Source organism: Sediminibacterium ginsengisoli, assembly GCF_900167075.1.
GTDB lineage: Bacteria > Bacteroidota > Bacteroidia > Chitinophagales > Chitinophagaceae > Sediminibacterium > Sediminibacterium ginsengisoli.
In genome coordinates this window covers 407,812-423,239 of sequence record NZ_FUWH01000002.1, presented here as the reverse complement: position 1 = coordinate 423,239, position 15,428 = coordinate 407,812, and the positions used below count along the sequence as shown (strand labels likewise).

At 47.6% G+C, this 15,428-nt stretch carries 13 protein-coding genes; 6 read left to right on the top strand and 7 right to left on the bottom strand.

All coding sequences use genetic code 11. The features are described from left to right. Nucleotides 1–13: 13 nt before the first annotated feature. Nucleotides 14–1,648, bottom strand: coding sequence for a M14 family metallopeptidase (locus B5D42_RS04940; protein WP_078830333.1), 1,635 nt, complete (start codon nucleotides 1,646–1,648; stop codon nucleotides 14–16). Between the two features lie 149 nt (nucleotides 1,649–1,797). Then, nucleotides 1,798–2,574, bottom strand: a complete 777-nt coding sequence (locus B5D42_RS04935; RefSeq protein WP_078830332.1) for a Rossmann-like and DUF2520 domain-containing protein — start codon at nucleotides 2,572–2,574, stop codon at nucleotides 1,798–1,800. Nucleotides 2,575–2,585: 11 nt separating this feature from the next. On the opposite strand from B5D42_RS04935, the gene B5D42_RS04930 reads away from it, so the two are divergent. Beyond that, nucleotides 2,586–3,470, top strand: coding sequence for an alpha/beta hydrolase (locus B5D42_RS04930; RefSeq protein WP_078830331.1), 885 nt, complete (start codon nucleotides 2,586–2,588; stop codon nucleotides 3,468–3,470). Between the two features lie 98 nt (nucleotides 3,471–3,568). Next, nucleotides 3,569–6,169: a type I DNA topoisomerase gene (gene topA / locus B5D42_RS04925; protein ID WP_078830330.1), complete on the top strand. Its 2,601-nt coding sequence runs from the start codon at nucleotides 3,569–3,571 to the stop codon at nucleotides 6,167–6,169. Between the two features lie 105 nt (nucleotides 6,170–6,274). Here topA and B5D42_RS04920 read toward each other — a convergent pair whose 3' ends face one another. Further along, complete coding sequence (locus B5D42_RS04920; protein WP_078830329.1) at nucleotides 6,275–7,351, bottom strand: fatty acid desaturase family protein; 1,077 nt, start codon at nucleotides 7,349–7,351, stop codon at nucleotides 6,275–6,277. A gap of 236 nt (nucleotides 7,352–7,587) precedes the next feature. On the opposite strand from B5D42_RS04920, the gene B5D42_RS04915 reads away from it, so the two are divergent. Then, on the top strand, nucleotides 7,588–8,460 hold the full coding sequence (locus B5D42_RS04915) for a transglutaminase family protein (protein WP_078830328.1): 873 nt from the start codon (nucleotides 7,588–7,590) through the stop codon (nucleotides 8,458–8,460). Nucleotides 8,461–8,520: 60 nt separating this feature from the next. On the opposite strand, the gene B5D42_RS04910 is transcribed toward B5D42_RS04915, so the two are convergent. Beyond that, nucleotides 8,521–8,931, bottom strand: a complete 411-nt coding sequence (locus B5D42_RS04910) for an OsmC family protein (protein ID WP_078830327.1) — start codon at nucleotides 8,929–8,931, stop codon at nucleotides 8,521–8,523. Nucleotides 8,932–8,961: 30 nt separating this feature from the next. Between B5D42_RS04910 and B5D42_RS04905 the strand changes: the two genes are divergently transcribed. The 3 genes from B5D42_RS04905 to B5D42_RS04895 all read left to right on the top strand — a co-directional run bounded on the left by B5D42_RS04905 (nucleotide 8,962) and on the right by B5D42_RS04895 (nucleotide 11,968). Beyond that, a complete protein-coding gene (locus tag B5D42_RS04905) occupies nucleotides 8,962–9,291 on the top strand; it encodes a tRNA-binding protein (protein ID WP_078830326.1) in 330 nt (109 codons plus the stop codon). Between the two features lie 20 nt (nucleotides 9,292–9,311). Continuing rightward, nucleotides 9,312–9,809, top strand: coding sequence for a methylated-DNA--[protein]-cysteine S-methyltransferase (locus tag B5D42_RS04900; protein WP_078830325.1), 498 nt, complete (start codon nucleotides 9,312–9,314; stop codon nucleotides 9,807–9,809). Between the two features lie 119 nt (nucleotides 9,810–9,928). Then, entirely contained in the window at nucleotides 9,929–11,968 is a 2,040-nt protein-coding gene (locus B5D42_RS04895; protein ID WP_078830324.1) for a T9SS type B sorting domain-containing protein, read from the top strand. Nucleotides 11,969–11,977: 9 nt separating this feature from the next. Here B5D42_RS04895 and B5D42_RS04890 read toward each other — a convergent pair whose 3' ends face one another. The 3 genes from B5D42_RS04890 to B5D42_RS04880 form a co-directional block, all read right to left on the bottom strand. After that, nucleotides 11,978–12,463 carry a cytidine deaminase gene (locus tag B5D42_RS04890; protein ID WP_078830323.1) on the bottom strand — a complete coding sequence of 162 codons (486 nt, stop codon included), beginning with the start codon at nucleotides 12,461–12,463 and terminating at the stop codon, nucleotides 11,978–11,980. Nucleotides 12,464–12,589: 126 nt separating this feature from the next. After that, entirely contained in the window at nucleotides 12,590–14,095 is a 1,506-nt protein-coding gene (lepB, locus tag B5D42_RS04885; RefSeq protein WP_078830322.1) for a signal peptidase I, read from the bottom strand. A 110-nt stretch (nucleotides 14,096–14,205) separates the two neighbouring features. Then, a complete protein-coding gene (locus B5D42_RS04880; protein ID WP_078830321.1) occupies nucleotides 14,206–15,357 on the bottom strand; it encodes a sigma-54-dependent transcriptional regulator in 1,152 nt (383 codons plus the stop codon). Between the last annotated feature and the right edge of the window lie 71 nt (nucleotides 15,358–15,428).

Below are 15,428 nucleotides of genomic sequence, written 5' to 3'. Positions count from 1 at the left end.
TTTTTTAGAATGACTAAAGATTTACTTCGATGGTTTTGTAGCCGGCAGTAGGGCAACCCGCTTCAATGGTCAGCTTGCCGCTGCCTTTGATCACCCAGTTGAACTGCTGCTGCGTACCGGCATCCAGAGCTGGAAGCAGCGTTGTTTTACGTCCGCCTACCACTTCCTGCTTGTCGCCGGTCTTCACATCGATCTTTACCTTTTTAAGGAAATAGCTGCGCTCGCCCAGTTTGGTATGTGTAGACATACCGCCTTTATTCACCAGGCTGAAACTTACACGCGCAAGACCATTGGCCAGTTTTTCCGTTTTCAGGTTCAGCACTTCAAGCTCAGGTTGTTTACCTGCCAGCTTTACAAGAAACTCAGTATGTTTTTTTACGATCTCGCCGGTCATTTTAAATGGCGGGTTGATGAGCACATAAGGATCGAGCCCGCCAACCTCTACCTGCTGGCCGGGATAATCGGGATGCTGAACTGTTTTCCAGTCAGTGAATGTATTGGTGATTCCCTGTTGTGCTGCCCAGCGCAGGTAATTGGCCGCAGGATCTTCCACAGTGAATGGTTTCTCTTTTTTAGCAGTATCTGCTTTTGCCTTAGGTACCCACCAGCCCGGCGTACTGTAGCTGTAACGGCCATAATGGAAATAACCCCACGACATAAGATCACCGCCACCTGCATTGGTCTTAGGTGCGTCTTTCGTGCCGGTTACTTTATTATAGAGATCGCTGATCACCCCGTTCACGCGTGCATCCGGTTCAAGATAACCGGCTACGATACGTTGTTGTGCAGCACCAGGATTATAAGGAATGGCCGCTGAAAGGTTGTTATTACTGCCGAAGCTGACTACCGCATATACGTTGAATGCATCGAAAAGAAAATCGAGCAGTGCACGGGTTTCTTTTTCTGAAGCGGGGAAATCACCGGCACCGGGCGCAAATGTATTGTGCCTGTAAGTGAGGTTACGGTTAAAAGCAATACCGCCTTCGCCATCTTCATCCTGTTTGCCGTCCTTATCATTATCGATGCCTTCCGTGAGCAGCAGGTAAGTACCTTTCTCGCCTTTGGCAGCATCTGCCTTGATCAGCACACGTGCATCATCGGGATGCAGTTTATAATCACCAACAGGTGATGTCACACGCATCATCGTGATCTTGCCATTGCCGTCGAGATCGTCGAAACCGTCTTCGTTCAAGCGGCCATCGCGGTCATCATCCGTTTCGGTGGTATTCCCGTTACGTTCATAACGGAGTTTGCCGAAATATTGTTCCATTGCATCGGGGCTCATATTCGGGAACACATAATAAGTAGTTCGGGCCAGGAGATTACGGATACTGTCCGTATTGCTGCCTTTCAGCAGGTTTTCTGCAAAGCCGATGGCCATTTCCGTACCCAGGAGATGACTACCCTCCACACCGCCGATCACGGCAATAGCAGGTTTGGCTTCGGTTTTACCGGTTCCGATGGTGAGCAGCCATATGTCTTTACCACCATTTGTTTTGGTAAGCGATTTTAATGTGGCAAGCTGGGGATATGCTTTTACCAACGCATCCAGCCTTGCACCCTGGCCGGCATAGTTACTGTAATCCTGTGCCCGCAGCGACACACAGAGCAGGAACGCTGCAGCCACGAGAAGTGAGATCTTCCTCATGCAGTTAAGTTTTTTTAGTTTTTAAATATAAGGCATTAGTACTTATGGAGGTACTGATTATGATACATGGTATCATCCTGCACAGGCATAAAGCAGCGCATGCCATATATCTCAATAAATTATTATGCGGCTATATGCACTGCGGCTGATCAGTTTTGGGGCTCCCATCCGAATTCACGACGGATACTTGCGGTCATTGCATCGTATATTTTCAGTATATCCGGATATTGAGCCAGCAGTTTACGGTGTCGTTCCAGTGTGGCACTGTCGTTACGGAAAGCTGGACCCGCCTGCACTTCCCGCGGATGCGATACCCGCAGCTGGCTCACTGTATCTTCGATCAGCGGCAGGAAAAGATGAAAGGGAATATTTTCCGCTTCACAATAATGATTGGCCAGGTGATAAAGATGGTTGGTAAAATTGGAAGTAATGGCTGCCAGCAGGTGCATTTTTGCCCGCGCTTCATCGTTGGCCCGGCTCACGGTATCACTGAATTCTGCTGCCAGTGCTTCCAGTTCCTTCATCACCTCTTCCGTATTCCCGTCTATAAATATAGTAACGGGTGTAAGCGTTTGCATTTGTTTGCGGATCATTTTCATCGGCCATAATACGCCGTACCGGGTGGAAGCCGGTTTCAACACAGACAGCGACACGGAGCCGGCTGCATGTACCAGCAGCTTATCTCCCAGCCACAACTGCGATGCCATCTCTGCCAGCGCGCTGTCCGTCACTGCCAGCAGGTAAAGATCTGCTTCTGTATTAATAGCGTTGATATCCGTTATTGCTTCTGCATTCAGTTCCGCAGCAAGTGTTGCGGCATGAAGGGCGTTCCGGCCCCATACCTGCAATATCTGATGTCCGTTACTTACCATCAATCTTCCCAGCACTGTAGCCACATTACCCGAACCAATGATCACAACCTGCATATCTTTGTATTATGGACATGAAATTAGCACAAAGAGTTGTGATTGGCTATTACCGCACCAAATTGCGTACGATCGGCATGCTTTCTCCTGACAAAGCCGCGGCCAGCGCATTCAGGCTCTTCTGCACACCTTATCCCGGCAGCCGGTTGCGCAAAATGCCGCCGCTCTTCCACAAAGCGCTGAAAGTATCACTGCCGGTGAACGGGTTGAAGGTTAAAGGATTTCACTGGACATCCCGCGCCACACCCAATGGCAAAAAAGTACTGATCGTTCACGGCTTCAGCAGCCAGAGCTATAAATTTGAAAAATACGTTTCCCTGCTTACACAGGAAGGCTTTGAAGTATTCGCATTCGATGCTCCCGCCCACGGTGAAAGTGAGGGCAGCCAGATCAATGCAATTCTTTACCGCGATACAATTATCGGCATTGAAAAATCATTCGGGCCTTTCGATGGCATCATTGCACACTCCCTCGGCGCACTTTCCACTACACTCGCTATGGAACAGCTGAGTCAGCCGGTCAACCCCGACAAAAAGATCGTCCTCATTGCACCGGCAACGGAAACAACCACTGCTTTCGATCATTTTTGTAAAATGCTGCGTATCCGTGCTGAAGTAAAATCGCTTTTTGCGCAGGTCATTGAAAAAGTGGCCAATCAGCCGCTGAATTACTATTCTGCCAGCCGCATCGTACCTCTTTTACCGATGCAGGTGCTGTGGATCCATGATAAACAGGACGCGATCTGCCCTTTCGATGATACCCTGCCTGTCCGCGAAACGCCACCTCAGAATTTACAGTTCATTGCTACAGACGGGCTCGGTCATAACCGGATCTACCACGATAAAGAGGTAAAAAACCAGGTGATCCGCTTTCTTACAGACACTGCCGCCGGCTGAAAAACAGTGCATTAACATCTTTGTGAAAGACTTCCGGCAGACAGGGAATATCAGTAACATTTTTTGTGTTTTCCCGGTTTCGCCTAATATTGCAGTACATGGCAAAGAATTTATTGATTGTTGAGTCGCCTGCAAAGGCCAAAACCATCGAGAAGATCCTGGGTAAGGATTTCGAGGTAAAAAGCTGTTATGGTCATATCCGTGACCTGGAAAAGGACGATATGGGTATTGACCTGAACAACCATTACCAGCCGCGTTACATCGTTCCGGATGAGAAAGAAAGAGTGGTGCGCGAACTGAAACAACTGGCTAAGAAATCTGACGAAGTATGGCTGGCATCGGATGAGGACCGTGAAGGAGAAAGCATCAGCTGGCACCTGGCAGAAGTGCTGGGCCTCGATCCTGCCAAGACCAAAAGAATTGTTTTCCATGAGATCACGGCGCCGGCCATCCGCAAAGCGGTTGATAATCCCCGCCGTATCAATATGAACCTCGTGAACGCCCAGCAGGCCCGCCGGGTGCTGGACAGGCTGGTGGGTTTTGAACTGAGCCCCGTTCTCTGGCGCAAAATAGGTATGCAGCGCAGTCTCAGCGCCGGTCGTGTGCAAAGTGTGGCCGTTAGACTGATTGTTGAAAGAGAGCGCGAGATCAACCATTTTACCGCGGAAAGCAGCTATAAGATCGAAGCTTTTTTTACTGCACCCGATATCAACGGCAGGCCTGTAGGTTTTAAAGCCGAAGGACCTGCGAAAGTAGCCAGCCAGGCTACAGCACAGTCATTCCTCGAATCCTGTGCAGGTGCACGTTATACGGTAGCGGATATCACCGTAAAACCTGCTAAAAGAACGCCCACCGCACCATTCACCACATCCACCCTGCAGCAGGAAGCCTCCCGCAAGCTGGGTTACGGCGTGAGTAAAACCATGCTGCTGGCGCAGAAACTTTACGAAAGCGGTATGATCACCTACATGCGTACCGACAGTGTAAACCTGAGCGATACGGCCATGCAGGATATACAGAAAGAAGTGACCAATAGTTATGGCGATCAGTACTACCAGCCGCGCCGCTTCAAAAACAAGAACGAAAGCGCGCAGGAAGCACACGAAGCGATCCGTCCTACTTATATGAGTAACAGGAGCGTGGCCGATGAAGAAACCCGCCGCCTCTACGAACTGATCTGGAAAAGAACCATCGCTTCACAGATGAGCGATGCGGAATTTGAAAAGACCATCGCCAAAATCAATATTTCCACCAATAACGAATCCCTTACTGCAACCGGGGAAGTAATGAAATTCGACGGCTTCCTGAAAGTATACCTCGAAGGCAAGGATGATGAGGATGATGAGGATGCAGAAGGAATGCTCCCCCCGCTGAGCGTGAACCAGCAGCCAGACTTCAGGGAAATGACCGCCACTGAAAAATTCACCCGCCCAGCACCAAGGTATACGGAAGCTTCGCTGGTTAAAAAACTCGAAGAGCTCGGCATAGGCCGTCCTTCAACCTATGCACCTACTATTTCTACCATTATCAAAAGAAATTATGTAGAAAAAAGGGACAAGGAAGGGGTGAAAAGGGAAACCCAATTGCTCAGGCTAGACAAAAACGATAAACTCAGCAAAGAAACTTTCACTGAAAATACCGGCGCAGAAAAATCCAAGCTCTTCCCTACCGACCTTGGCATTGTAGTGACCGACTTCCTGAAACAACATTTTCAGAAAGTAATGGACTTTGGTTTCACGGCGAGGATAGAACAGGATTTCGACAGCATTGCCGATGGCAAAGTAACCTGGAGTGATGTGATTGATGAGTTTTACAAACCCTTTCACAATAACATTGAACATACCCTCGAAACCGCGGAAAGAGCCAAAGGTGAAAGGGAATTGGGTATCGATGAAGTTTCCGGCAAGAAAGTGATCGCAAGAATGGGACGTTATGGCCCGATGGTACAGATCGGCCATGCAGAGGATGAAGAAAAACCACGTTTTGCCAAGCTGAAAGCAGACCAGAGCATCGAAACCATCAGCCTCGAAGATGCGATGCAGCTGTTTGCACTACCCCGCGTACTGGGTGAGTATGAAGGCCAGGAAGTATCGGTGAATGTGGGTCGTTTCGGCCCTTATGTAAAACTGGGCGAGCAGTTCATTTCCATTCCGAAAGGCGAAGACCTGCATACGATGGAACTTGAAAGAGCGATCGAACTGATCAATGAAAAACAGCAGGCCGATGCACCGATCGGCTATTACCAGGAACTCCCCGTCACCAAGGGCAAGGGCCGTTTCGGACCTTTTATCAAATGGAACAATATCTACATCAATATCCCCCGTGCTTATAATTTCGATGCGCTTACACAAAAGGACATCGATGAACTGGTAGAGAAAAAACTGGAAAAAGAATCAAACCGTTTTATCAAACAATGGCCGGAGGAAAAAATTGCTATTGAGAACGGAAGATGGGGGCCATTCATCCGCTTCAACAAAAAAATGCTGAAGCTGGGTAAAGCTGCAGATGGTAATAAATACACGGCAGAAAGCCTGGCAGATGTAGACCTTGAATCGGTGAAGAAAATGATCGAAGAACAGGTACCCAATGCTTTTGCAAAGAAGGCCAAAGCTCCTGCTAAAAAAGCGGCTGCTAAAAAAGCAGCACCGAAAAAAGCAGCTGCAAAGAAAGCGGCTGCTAAAAAAACAACGAAAAAGTAAGTACCGGATACCGCGGGCCGGCATAAGCAAACCGGTTCCGTATAAAAAGAAAAGATGCGCAATGCGCATCTTTTCTTTTTATACCATGTTATGATCTTAACCTGATTAAGCCCTGCCCATCTGACGCAGGAAACGTACGTGTGCTACCACTGCTTTGCGCATGGTCGGATATTCAATGTACTGCAGCTGGTATTCGCGGCATACATTTCTCACGATCTCGCTGATAGCGGGGTAGTGAACGTGCGATATTTTAGGGAAAAGGTGGTGTTCGATCTGGAAGTTCAGTCCGCCTACCAGCCAGCTTACCAGTTTGTTACGTGTAGCGAAATTGGCCGTGGTTTTGATCTGATGCGCTGCAAATTCATCAGGCAGTTTATTGGTTTCTATATCAGCAACCGGGAATTCGGTATGTTCTACCGTATGCGCCAGCTGGAATACGATACTCAGGATGAACCCGGCTACCAGGCTCATTACCAGGAAACCTACGAGCCAGCTTAACCAGCCCACTGCTATGATCGGTATTACAATGAATACGGCTGCATGGTAAACTTTAACACCCCAGAATTCGAGATGATCGGCCATACTCATCTTTTTCAACGGCACATTCCCGATTTTACGGGAGAAGTATTTTTTGTAATCGGCAAAGAATATCCAGAATACATAGAGCAGCATATAAAGAACCCAGAAATAAAAATGCTGGAACTTATGCGCCTTGTAATGCTTTTGTGTAGGGGCCATGCGCATCAGTATGCCGACCTCGATATCATCATCCACACCGTCTACATTGGTAAAACTGTGGTGGATCATATTATGTTTCATATTCCACATGAAGTGGTTAGCACCAAGCAGGCTGATAGATGAAGCAGCTATTTTGTTCACCACTTTATTGGTGCTGAAACTGCCGTGGCTGCCGTCGTGCATCACATTAAAACCGATGGCGGCAATAAACCCGCCCAGGATCACACACTCTGCAACAGCGATATACCAGACCGGGGTAAAGAGGAGCAGATGAAGGTAAACAAGCACAAAACCGATCACCATCAGGATCGCTTTTGTAAACAATTTGGGGTTACCGGTTGCATCAATACCTCTTTCATCAAAATACTGCTGCACACGCTTCTTGAGTTCAGTATGAAGCGATTGCTTTACTGAAGGGAATTTAGGAATAGTGATCTGTGACATAGCTCGTTGCTGTTATAACGGGCACAAGTTACTTCTTATACGGTTGTGAAAGCTGTTAAATCTTGTTTTTACGCCGAAAAAAAGTCAACGTAGGAACACTCATATTTATTATTCAGAATAAATAACATATTTCCACACCTGTTGAATAACTTATAACCGTTTGTTTGCAAAAAATTAATTTAGTTTGAGTTGGAATTGCGGACATTTCGCCCCATTCGCCCCCCAATGGCTTTTATATGCAGCAGACCAGAGAAATAAATGCACTGTTTACCCTTATCGATGATCCTGATGAGGAAGTGTATGCCACCATTTCTGAAAAACTGGTAGGCTATGGAAAAGGTATCATCCCCAACCTCGAGCACCTCTGGGAAACGACCCTCAATGAAGATATACAGGAAAGAATAGAAATGATCATCCACAGGCTGCATTACGGCGATCTGGTGCATGATCTCTGCGAGTGGCGCGACAGTGCTTACCACGATCTGCTGTTTGGAGCATTACTGGTATGCAAGTTCCAGTATCCCGACCTTCACACTACACCTGTACTGCAGGATATTGAAAAGATCAGGCGCAATGTATGGCTGGAACTGAACAGCTTTCTCACACCGCTGGAACAGGCCAACGTGCTTTCCAGTATCATGTACAATTACTATAACCTGAAGGGAATCGAAACGCAATACAATAATCCAGATGATTTTTTCCTGCATAAAGTGCTTGAGGCTAAAAAAGGGAATGCATTAAGCAATGGCATCCTTTATCAGGTGATGTGCGAACAACTGGAGATCAATGCGCGGATCATCAACATTCCGCAGCAATGCATCATTGCTTTTTATCATTCCGATTACGATCCGGCTACTTACAAAGGGCCGATCCAGGACAAGATCCATTTTTTTGTAGACGGTACATCCGGACAAGCATTTTCACATGCTGATATAGAAAATTATTTCAAACGCAGTTCTGTTGAACCTTCGCAGGCATATTTCAAACCCAAATCGCACAAGCGCATCATCCAGTTATTGCTTTCCGAACTTTCCAAATGCTTCACAAGGCCATCCAACGAATACAAGCAGCAGGAATTACTCAGTCTTGCAGAACTGCTCGACCAGTAAACATACTAATGAAAAAAGTGCCCTCAGCAGAGGACACTTTCACAAATTTTACATTGCTTCTTATGCAAGTGATGCTTCAAGTGTAATATTCGTATTGTACGCTTTGCTCACCGGGCAATTCGCTTTTGCATCTGCCGCAGCCGCCTGGAACTGCTCTTCGGTAATACCCGGCACTTTTGCTTTCAATACAAGATGAGAACCGGTAATGGAACCATCTTCCAGGGAAATGGTGCACTGTGTTTCCAGTGATTCAGGTGTAAAACCTGCGGCGCCCAGCACAAAGCTCAGCTTCATGGTAAAACAGCCTGCATGGGCGGCCGCCATCAGCTCTTCAGGGTTGGTGCCCACCCCTTCTGCAAAGCGGGAATTGAATGAATACTGCGTCTGATTGAGTGTAGTGCTCTGGGTGGTAAGATGGCCGCTGCCTTCTTTACCGGAACCATTCCAAACGGCGGTTGCTGTACGTTTCATAGGTAATTATTTTAATTTTGATAAAAAACAATGATCAACTGGGACGATTTTGAAAAAATAGATATCCGCAGCGGATGTATCACGGAAGTTACAGATTTTCCCAAAGCAAAAAAACCTGCCTACCAGCTGACGATCGATTTTGGCCCTCTGGGCATCAAAAGATCCTCGGCCCAGATCACCCATCATTATCCGAAAGAAGCGCTGATCGGGAAGCAGGTGGTGGCCGTGGTGAATTTCCCGCCCAAACAGATCGCTAATTTTTTCAGTGAATGCCTGGTTTTAGGTGTGTATGATGAAAATAATCAGGTAATTTTATTACAGCCTGATACCAGAGTGGCCAACGGGCAGCGGATCGGCTAACCTGCACCAAAAAAATTACCATGAATGAACTGCATTATACCTATTATGAAAGTCCGATCGGCTTGCTGAAAATAGGTGGTACGGAACAGTTCATCGGCGAACTCACTTTTCTCGATAATGCCGACCAGCTTTCGCATGGCGAACCCGGCATTACCGAAGTAATGCACCAATGCACCGAACAACTCATCGAATTTTTTCATGGCAGCCGTCGCATATTCACCGTTCCCGTACACCAGGAAGGCACCGAGTTCCAGAAAAGAGTATGGGGTGAACTGATCGAAATCCCGTATGGCCGCACCATCAGTTATATGGATCTTGCCAAAAGACTCGGCGACCCGAAAGTAATCCGCGCAGCAGCCAGCACCAACGGCAAAAACAAGCTCGCTATTATCGTTCCCTGTCATCGCGTTATTGGCAGCGATAGTTCGCTTACCGGTTACGGGGGTGGCATGTGGCGTAAGAAATGGCTGCTCCAGCACGAGTTCAAGATCGCACATGGTGTTCAGACACTCTTCTGATGCCCAAGCAACGTTACCACTGCATAAAAGGTCTATAAGATGCAGGCCTCCGTTACAAAGCATATTCCGCTTATCATTATTCAGGCACTGCGCTATCAGTAGTGTTTTATTTTTGAACGATGCGGTATACCAGGTTCATTCTTTTCATATTGGTTTGTGTGTTCAGCCTTTCAGAAGCTGTTGCACAACCCTGCACTGCACTTGGTCAGAACCCTAATACAGCATACCCGATCTGCGGAACCACTTCATTCACCCAGACCAGCGTGGCGGCCTGCACCAACAGCGCTATTCCAACGGGCAACCGTTGCCTGCCCGGTACTTTTGTCTCCGTTAACAGGCCTTTCTGGTATCGTTTTACCTGTTACCAGGCAGGTACACTCGGTTTTACATTGAACCCGATCGGTACCGTTGATGAAGATTACGACTGGCAGATCTTCGATATCACCAACCGTGATCCGAACGATGTTTTTACTGATCATTCCATGATGGTAGTAGCTAACTGGGCAGGCACCTACGGACCAACAGGAGCATCTGCCGCAGGCACTGCCGTATATACCTGCGGATCTGACCCCAAGGATAATATTTCTACCTTCAGCACAATGCCTAACCTGATCCAAGGCCATGAATACCTTTTACTGATCAGTCACTATACCCAGAATGAACTGGGTTATACGCTCAGCTTCCAGGGCGGTACGGCCAGCATTGTAAATCCCATAGCACCACTTATACAAAAAGCCTATGCCGTGTGCGACGGCACAGAAGCACTGGTGATCCTCAATAAAAGGATCGATTGTAAAAGCATTGCAGCCGATGGTTCTGACTTTACCATTAACGGCCCTGCCGGCGTAACCATTGTTTCCGCTTCAGGCAATGGCTGTAACGGCAATTTCGATTCGGATACGATCATGCTCAGACTGAGCGCCCCCCTGTCTCCCGGCAACTATACCGTTACCGCTCAGACAGGCTCCGATGGCAATACCCTGCTCGATAACTGCGGTACCGGGCTCGCTGCAGGTGCAACTGCTAAATTCAATTTTATTGCACTGGTTCCAACACTGATGGACAGTATCAAACCGGTGATCTGCATAAAGGACACACTGGAGCTTGTTTTCAGCAAGCCTATGGATTGCAGTACGATCGCAGCAGACGGAAGCGATTTCCGTATAACAGGTCCCGCCCCTGTTAGCGTCAGAAAAGCGGAAGGTATTTGTGTAAGCGGTGTAACTACAACCATACGGCTGATACTGACCACTCCTATCCGCACCAATGGTCTGTTTACCATCACACTCGTAAATGGCAGTGACGGCAATACACTTACAGATGAATGCGGCATGACAACGCCAGCCAATTCCACCCTCCGTTTCACAACCGCCGACATTACTGATGCAACTGTATTTACAGCTACAGTAAATGCAGGCTGTAAATATGATACGCTATTGCTGCGTCACAATGGGAACGGCAATGCGAATAAATGGAACTGGATGCTGGACGATGGCAAAAGCAGTACCATTCAGAATCCTGTGATGCGTTTCAGCACGTTCGGAACGAGGGAGGTATTGCTCACAGTTACAAACGGAATCTGTACGGATACGGCCCGCCAACAGGTAGTTCTGCCAGACTTTACCATTAAGGCAGCTTTTAACAGCAAGGACACTCTATGCCCTACCGACACCCTGCTTTTTACCGATGCTTCGCGCAGTGCGCTGCAGTTACAATCCTGGCAATGGAATTTTGGCAATGGCACTACCAGTGCACAGCAGGCACCTCCTGCCCAGCGATACCCGCTGAATGCAAGGCAGACGCGTTATCCTGTAAGACTGATCGCATCCAATGGCCGCTGCGCTGATACGGCTACTAAAAATATCCTGGTGCTGAATACCTGCTATGTAGCGGTTCCAACAGCATTTACACCCAATGGTGACGGGTTGAACGATTATCTCTATCCGCTCAATGCCTATAAAGCAGCAGACCTTCGTTTCATTATTTACAACCGTTACGGGCAGGTGCTTTTCGAAGCAAGAGAATGGCCTAAAAAATGGGATGGACGCGTTAATAATGTTCCCCAGCCCAGCGGCACTTATGTATGGGCACTGGAATACACAGATAAGGATACGGGAAAGAAAGTGGCTATGAAAGGCACAACCGTACTGATCAGGTGACCGGTTTCTTTATTTCATGTTTTCACGCGTAAAACTGAGCGGCAAAAGCATTGAAGCAGCTGGTATTACCAATACTTTGCCTTCCATGCCGCTGAGAATAATGCGGACAGGGTGACTGAACCTTGTTTCATGCTCCAGGAGTGACTGCCTGCAAAGACCGCAGGGTGAAACCGGCGCATCGCTGCTGCCATGGAGGTTATGATAACTGATAGCGATGGTATCAACAGGCACGGCAGGATGCAGCGCCGATGCAGCGGAAAGCAGTACCCGCTCTGCACAGATCCCTACAGGATAACTGGCATTTTCCTGGTTACTGCCGATCACTTTTTCACCATTGGCAAGCCTGGCAACGGCGCCCACTTTAAAACTGGAATAAGGAGCATAAGCGATCTCTGTTACCTCCCTTGCCTCTTTCAGCAATGCTGCATCTCCGGCCGCAAGTTCTTCAACTGAATCATACTCCTCAAAGTGGAATGTATATTGCTTGTGACTCATACTAAACTGGTTTAGACGAAAAAGTCCTCATAGCTTACGCTGTGAGGACCCCTCCGGTAACTAAAGATACGCTAATCCGGGCAATTTTCCATATAGGTCACCGGTGGATGAGCTGTACCTGTCAGTTTATTTAATGCCGTTGAAAAGACGTTTCCAGCGCGGGCCTTTGTCCCAGCTGAACCAGATAAATGAAGCCTTTCCTACGATATGTGTTTCAGGCACAAAACCCCAGAAACGGCTGTCCTGGCTGCGGTGACGGTTATCTCCCATCATCCAGTAATAGGTGTACCTGGTAGTATAGGTATTGGTCTCTTTTCCGTTGATTATGAATTTACCGTTAATTTCTTCCAGCTTGTTGCCTTCGTAGGTGGCAATAAGCCTTCTGTAGAGAGAAATGTTCTGCGCGGTCAGCGTAATCACATCACCTTTTTTAGGTACTTTAACCGGACCGTAATTATCGATGGTCCATGGAAAGTTTGCTTCATCATTCGGGAATGTATAACCAACATAGGTATCTACGTAAAGATTCACCGCAGTCACATTGGGCTGTTTTTTTACCAGTTCCGCTTCTGAAGGCGTCATATTGATCTTGTATGCACCTTGTTTACCTTCAAGCATCATGATCTGTCCCTTGGTATCTTCCACATCGATATTCAGGTTCTCTTTCAGGAACTCGGCGGTAAAAGGTCCGCTGGTTTCCACCACATATTCTGTCTGGGATCCTGCCGGGAAAGGAGCCGGCTGACCATTGATCATCAGCAGCCCGTTCTTCACCTGCAATTCATCGCCGCCAACCGCTACGCATCGTTTGATATAGTTATCCGTTTTATCCATCGGGTGAACAAGGATAGGATACTGCGCTTCCAGTGCAGCCCTGTCGCCTTTGAAATCCCGGCGCAGTACATCGTAATACAATTCCTTGCTTCCGAATTCCGGCAGGTTGATGATGGTATCGGCCGCAGGCACATTAAACACCACAACATCATTGCGTGTCACTTCAGTAAAAGCGGGAAGGCGTTTGTAAGGCAGCTGTACCGCTTTAATATAGGAAGGTGTAGTTTGTGAGAAGGGCATGGTATTATGCACAAAAGGAAAACTCAGCGGTGTCTGCGGGATCCTTGCACCATAGGTCATTTTATTCACGAACAGGAAATCATTTACCAGCAAGGTTTTCTCCATACTTTCCGTAGGGATCACATACGCTTCAAAAATAAATGTGCGGATGATGGTGGCAGCCACTACAGCAAACACACCGGCATCGATCCATTCACGGGACACCGGTTTTTTATAACTGCGGAAACCTTCTTCACCATACCATTTCTCATTCGGTGAAAATCCGAGATAAGGGAAATAAATAAAAGGGAACAATACAACCGCCGTATGCTGCAGCAGGTTGAACTTTTTGAAATGCATCACGAAAATAATAGTGATCCAGATCGTGATGAACTGACCGGCAATAGGGATCAGCTGCAGCCAGAACCAGTATTTGCGGATATGGGTCTTTTCAACAATGAGCCATGTGTTGTAGAAAGGAATAAATGCTTTCCAGGGTGTAATGCCTGCTTTTTTAAACATGCCGTACATCCCCACATGCCAGCCGATCGTACCGATAATTAGTAGAAATAAGCCCATAATTACATATTAAGTATCAACAAAAATATCCTTTTCGTTCACTCCCACCGGATTTAAACAGAAAAGTTTTCTTAAATATAAGTATCCGTGAAGTCTGTTTCCTTACAGTCTTACACATAGGTTTTTACGTCGGTTGCAGCGATCTCTTTGCCCGAAAGGATCACCAGCCTTTCCACCACATTGCGCAGTTCCCGGATATTACCGGTCCAGTTGTGCTCCTGCAGGGTTTTGATCGCGTCTTTGCTGATGGACTTTACCGCCTGGCCGTATTCGTCTGCGATATCTGCCAGGAACTTGTTTACCAGCAGCGGAATATCATCCCGGCGCTGGTTGAGCGATGGAACATGGATCAGTATCACTCCCAGCCGGTGATAAAGGTCGAGGCGGAAATTCTTCTCTTCCACTTCTTTCAGCAGGTCTTTATTGGTGGCAGCCACTACCCTTACATCCACAGCGATCTCCTTGTCGCCGCCAACTCTTGTTATCTTTCCTTCCTGCAAAGCGCGCAATACCTTGGCCTGGGCGCTTAGGCTCATATCACCGATCTCATCCAGGAACAGCGTACCGCCACTGGCCTGTTCAAACTTCCCGATGCGTTGTTTGATGGCTGAGGTAAAAGAACCTTTCTCATGTCCGAACAATTCACTTTCGATCAGTTCCGACGGAATAGCCGCACAGTTCACTTCTACCATCGGCCCTTCGGAACGGTTGCTTTTGGCATGCAGCCACCTGGCTACCAGTTCTTTCCCGCTGCCGTTCTCACCTGTTACCAGCACCCTGGCATCCGTTGGAGCCACTTTCTCAATCGTTTCTTTGATCTTCAGGATCGCTTCACTTTCACCGATGATCTCCTGCACTTTGGCCACTTTGCGTTTTAATACGCGGGTCTCTTTTACAAGGCTGGTCTTATCCATCGCATTGCGGATGGTAATGAGCAGCCGGTTCAGGTCCGGTGGTTTGGAAATATAATCGAAGGCACCTTTTTTAACCGCATCCACTGCCGTTTCTATATTACCATGCCCGCTGATCATGATAACCGGCGTTTCAGGGTTGGTTTCCGTGACTTTCTGGAGAACTTCAAGTCCGTCTATCTTCGGCATTTTGATATCGCAGAGTACCAGATCGTAGGACGCACCTGCTATTTTTTTCAGGCCTTCCTCGCCGTCTGCGGCTTCATCCACTTTAAACCCTTCATTGGTCAGGATATCTTTCAATACATTGCGGATCGCTCTTTCATCGTCTATTATCAGGATATTCGGCATATGTTCTGTTACGGTTTATTATAGTTGCTAAGGTAAGTATTGGCGGCATAGAAGTTCGTTAAAATACCATA